The following is a 4096-nucleotide window of genomic DNA, read 5'->3' as shown; positions in this document are numbered from 1 at the left end:
CTCATGCCCGGCTTCATCAAGCGTTTCGCCGGCGACGACGCCGCCCGCCTCACCGGCCTCTACACCACCGGCATCATGGCCGGCGCCGCCGTCGCGGCCGCGGGCGCCTCGGGCCTGACCCGCCTGGCCGGCTGGCAGGCGATGTTCGGCCTGTGGACCCTGCCGGCCGTGCTGGCCCTGTTGCTGTGGACCGGCGCGACCAAGCGCTCGGTCGCCGTTCCGGCCGGCGGTCCGCGCGTCGTTCGTCGTCACGCCCTGTGGAAGAGCCCCCGCGCCTGGCTGCTGCTGACCTTCTTCGGCGTCGGCACCGGCGCCTACACCCTGGTGCTGGCCTGGTTTCCGCCGTTCTACGCCAGCCGGGGCCTGACGGCCGACCAGGCCGGCTACGCGCTTTCGGCCCTGACGGTATGCGAGGTGCTGGCGGGCCTGACGGTCTCGGCGGCCATCGCCCGTCGTCCGGATCGTCGTCCCCTGCTGATCGCCGCCCTGACCTCGCTGCTCAGCGGCATCGCCTGCCTGCTGCTGGCGCCCTGGCTCGTCCTGCCCGCCGTTTGCCTGCTGGGCGCGGGCATCGGCGCGATCTTCCCGCTGTCGCTGATCGTCACTCTCGACCACGCGAGCGACCCCGACCAGGCCGGCGACCTGATGGCCTTCGTCCAGGGCGGCGGCTACGTCATGGCCAGCGTCATGCCGTTCCTGGCCGGCTGGGTGCGCGACGCCTCGTCGGACCTGTCGGGCGCCTGGCTGCTGATGGCTGTCGGCGTGGTGGCGATGATGGTGATGACGGCGCGGTTCAAGCCCGGCGTGCGGATCTAGCCTTCAGAACAATCCGATCGACGGACACAGGTCGGCGATCTTGCAGATCTCGCACTTGGGCTTGCGGGCGATGCAGACATAGCGGCCGTGCAGGATCAGCCAGTGGTGGGCGCGGGTCTGGTAGGGTCCGGGCACGATCCGCATCAGGTCGTCCTCGACCGCGTCGGGGGTCTTGCCGGCCGACAGCTTCAGGCGGTGCGAGACGCGGAACACGTGGGTGTCGACGGCGATGGCCGGCTCGACGTCGAGTTCGTTCAGCACCACGCTGGCGGTCTTGCGGCCCACGCCCGGCAGGCTTTCCAGCGCCTCGCGGTTCAGCGGCACCTGCCCGCCATAGCGGTCCATCAGAATATGGGCCGAGGCGATGACGTTCTTGGCCTTGGTGCGGAAGAGACCGATCGAGGCGATGTACTTGATCAGCCCCTCTTCCCCCAGCTCCAGCATCTTCTCGGCGCTACCTGCGACCTGGAACAGCGGGCCGGTGGCCTTGTTGACCTGCACGTCGGTGGCCTGGGCCGACAGGGCGACGGCGGTGACCAATTCGTAGGGGTTGGAATAGTTCAGCTCGGTCTTGGGCCGCAGCTCCAGGCTCTCGAAGCGCTCGAACAGGATGCGCACGCGTTCGCGCTCGGCGGGCGAGATCCGCTTGGCGGCGGGGCGTTTCTTCACAAGGGTCTTGGTGACGGCCATCGGCGTGACCATGCCGTGATGCGCCCGGCTCGCCAAGGCGGCGCAAGCGGCGTAAATCCTGGTCATGGCCGCAGCCCTCTACATGGACGCCGTCATCCGCCCCAACCGGTCGCTCGGCAGAACCGGCATGGCCGTGGTGCTGGGCGTGGTCATCGCCTTCAACCTGATGGTGGCGGTGTTCCTGCTGGTGCTGGGCGCGCCGCCGGTGCTGCCGTTCCTGGGCCTCGACGTGCTGGCTTTGTGGCTGGCCCTGCGCGCCAGCAACCGGGCCCTGTCGCGGTCGGAGCGGGTGCGGGTCACGGCCGAGGCGATCACCGTCAGCCGCGAGGACGCCAAGGGCGCCAAGGTGGTCTGGACCTCGCCGACCGCCTTCACCCGCGTCGATCTCGACCAGCCCGGCGAGCACGAAAGCCGCGTGCGCCTCTTCATGTCGCGTCGCCGCCTGACCCTGGCCCGCGCGCTCAGCCCCGACGAGCGGGTGGCCTTCGCGCATGCCCTGGAGCGGGCGATCAAGAGCGCGCGGGCCGAGCGGTGGTCGTGAGTTCCAGCCGCAAGAACCGGGCGGACGCCCTGCCCTGCCGGGGCTAGAGTGAACCGATGCCTCTCGACGTCTCGCCTTCCGAAACCCTCGCGCGCCTGGCCGAGCGCTCGGCCGACTATCACCGCATGGCCGTGGCCCTCGACTGGCTGGCGCAGCGCTGGATGGACCGCCCGTCGCTGGACGAGGCCGCCGGCGCGGTGGGCCTGTCGCCGTTCCACTTCCAGCGCATCTTCACCCGCTGGGCCGGGGTCAGCCCCAAGACCTTCGTCGCCGCCATCGCCCACGCCGAGGCCCGCCGTTCGCTCGAAGCCGGGGCCAGCGTGCTGGACGCGGCCTATGACGCGGGCCTTTCCGGCCCCTCGCGGCTGCACGACCTGTTCATCGCCCAGGAGGCGGCGACCCCGGGCGACGTGCGCCGGCGCGGGGCGGGCATGACCCTGCGCTGGGGCTGGTCGCCCACCCCGTTCGGGCGCGGCCTGTTCGTGCTGGCCGAGCGGGGCCTGGCGGGCCTGGCCTTCTCGGACGGCGACGACGACTTCGCCTTCGCCGACATGCACCGCCGCTGGCCCGGCGCCGACTGGGTGCGCGACGACGGGGCGGCCCAGGAGACGGCCCTGCGGGCGTTCGGGGCCAGCGAAGGCCCCCTGCCCGTGGTGCTGATCGGCTCGCCCTACCAGGTGCAGGTCTGGAAGGCCCTGCTGCGCATCCCGGCCGGCGAGACGGCCACCTACGGCCAGGTCGCCGCCTGGGCCGGCAAGCCCAAGGCGTTCCAGGCCACCGGCGGGGCCATCGGCGCCAATCCGATCTCGCTGCTGATCCCCTGCCACCGCGCCATCGCCAAGGACGGCCGCCTCACCGGCTACCACTGGGGCCTGGCCCGCAAGGCCGCGATCCTCGGGATGGAGGCCGTTTCGGTGCAGGAGGTGGCGTGACGCCTCTGCTTCAGGCCTAGAACAAACCAGAAACATACGTCCGGACTCGACGTCGGCTCGAGCCACTCTGACCCGTAACCGCGATGCGGGCTGAGTAACGGGTGGAGCTATGGAACCGGAGGTACTGAAGGCGTTGGCGGTGGTGTTGTCGGCGGCGGCCGGCGTGGTGACGGCCCTGGCCGGACTGGTGTGGGCGTTTCGGCGGCGGCCCTGAAGAAAGGACCGCCGCCTTTCATACTCAGGCCGTGCCGAGGAAGTCGCGCTTGCCCACGACCACGCCGTTCTTGCGCAGGATCCCGTAGGCGGTGGCCAGGTGGAAGTAGAAGTTCGGCAGGGCCTGGGCGGTCAGGTAGTCGAGGGCGTTGTGCTCGGTGGTTTCGCCGCGGCGGGTGAGGGCCACGGTGCGGTCCTCGGCGCCGTCGAAGGCGGCCGGATCGAGGCCTTCGACATAGGCGATGGCGCGTTCGACGCGGGCCGACAGGTCGGCGAAGCTGGTCTCGGCGTCGTCCCAGGCCGGAACCTCGAGGCCGGCGAGGCGGGCGCTGGCGCCCTTGGCGAAGTCGGTGGCGATCTGCACCTGGCGGATCAGCGGGAACATGTCGGGATAGAGCCGCGCCTTCAGCAGGGCCTCGGGATCGAGCTTGTGGGCTTCCACATGGGCGGCGGCCTTGGCCAGCACGCCGGCGAGGCTCTTCAGCCCCTGGACGAAGACGGGAACGCTGACGCGGTGGGCGGTGATGGTCATGGAGGCTCCGGTGAGGCTTTGGTGCTGGATGTAGGGCGGTTTGGTGGAAAGCGGCAGTCCTACAGTTGGGGGATCCTCTCCGCCCCCCCCAGAGGTATCTCCTTATCCTTCTCCCCTTGCGGGAGAAGGTGGCGACGCAGTCGACGGATGAGGGGTTTCTCAGAAGTCGGACGCTGCCGCCCGGCCTGATCGCCGTACGCGGTGTTGAGGTCTGAGAGACCCCTCACCCGACCTCGCTCCGCGAGCCCACCCTCTCCCGCAAGGGGAGAGGGACACGGATTTGCGATCTCCCGCGCAGTTGCGCGTTAGGTCGGGGAGGCGCGGAGCGGCCGGGCGGAGCCCGGGGACCGTGATGTGTTTTAGCGTTTCGGC

At 70.5% G+C, this 4096-nt stretch carries 5 protein-coding genes; 3 read left to right on the top strand and 2 right to left on the bottom strand.

The window, feature by feature from the left end; genetic code table 11:
* Positions 1 to 816: MFS transporter (locus DMC18_RS22820; protein WP_146218179.1), on the top strand; the 816-nt coding region annotated here is incomplete at its 5' end.
* Positions 817 to 819: 3 nt separating this feature from the next.
* Here DMC18_RS22820 and nth read toward each other — a convergent pair.
* Entirely contained in the window at positions 820 to 1518 is a 699-nt protein-coding gene (gene nth / locus DMC18_RS22815; protein ID WP_110118392.1) for an endonuclease III, read from the bottom strand.
* Positions 1519 to 1570: 52 nt separating this feature from the next.
* On the opposite strand from nth, the gene DMC18_RS22810 reads away from it, so the two are divergent.
* Together DMC18_RS22810 and DMC18_RS22805 are read left to right on the top strand one after the other, a co-directional pair.
* Entirely contained in the window at positions 1571 to 2047 is a 477-nt protein-coding gene (locus DMC18_RS22810; protein ID WP_110118391.1) for a DUF2244 domain-containing protein, read from the top strand.
* A 56-nt stretch (positions 2048 to 2103) separates the two neighbouring features.
* Positions 2104 to 2979 (top strand): bifunctional helix-turn-helix domain-containing protein/methylated-DNA--[protein]-cysteine S-methyltransferase, encoded by an 876-nt coding sequence (locus DMC18_RS22805; protein WP_110118390.1) that lies wholly within the window; start codon positions 2104 to 2106, stop codon positions 2977 to 2979.
* Between the two features lie 238 nt (positions 2980 to 3217).
* On the opposite strand, the gene DMC18_RS22800 is transcribed toward DMC18_RS22805, so the two are convergent.
* A complete protein-coding gene (locus DMC18_RS22800; protein ID WP_110118389.1) occupies positions 3218 to 3724 on the bottom strand; it encodes a DUF1993 family protein in 507 nt (168 codons plus the stop codon).
* Positions 3725 to 4096 lie beyond the last annotated feature (372 nt).

Origin of the sequence: Caulobacter sp. D5 (assembly GCF_003185805.1) — a bacterium.
Lineage (GTDB): Bacteria > Pseudomonadota > Alphaproteobacteria > Caulobacterales > Caulobacteraceae > Caulobacter.
The sequence above is the reverse complement of the archived record's forward strand: the minus strand, read 5'-3'. Positions and strand labels throughout refer to the sequence as shown.

Bases quoted from the DNA above. Each gene is read 5' to 3' on its own strand.
- DMC18_RS22800 (WP_110118389.1), bottom strand. From the start codon at position 3,724: ATGACCATCACCGCCCACCGCGTCAGCGTTCCCGTCTTCGTCCAGGGG.
- nth (WP_110118392.1), bottom strand. From the start codon at position 1,518: ATGGTCACGCCGATGGCCGTCACCAAGACCCTTGTGAAGAAACGCCCC.
- DMC18_RS22805 (WP_110118390.1), top strand. From the start codon at position 2,104: ATGCCTCTCGACGTCTCGCCTTCCGAAACCCTCGCGCGCCTGGCCGAG.
- DMC18_RS22810 (WP_110118391.1), top strand. From the start codon at position 1,571: ATGGCCGCAGCCCTCTACATGGACGCCGTCATCCGCCCCAACCGGTCG.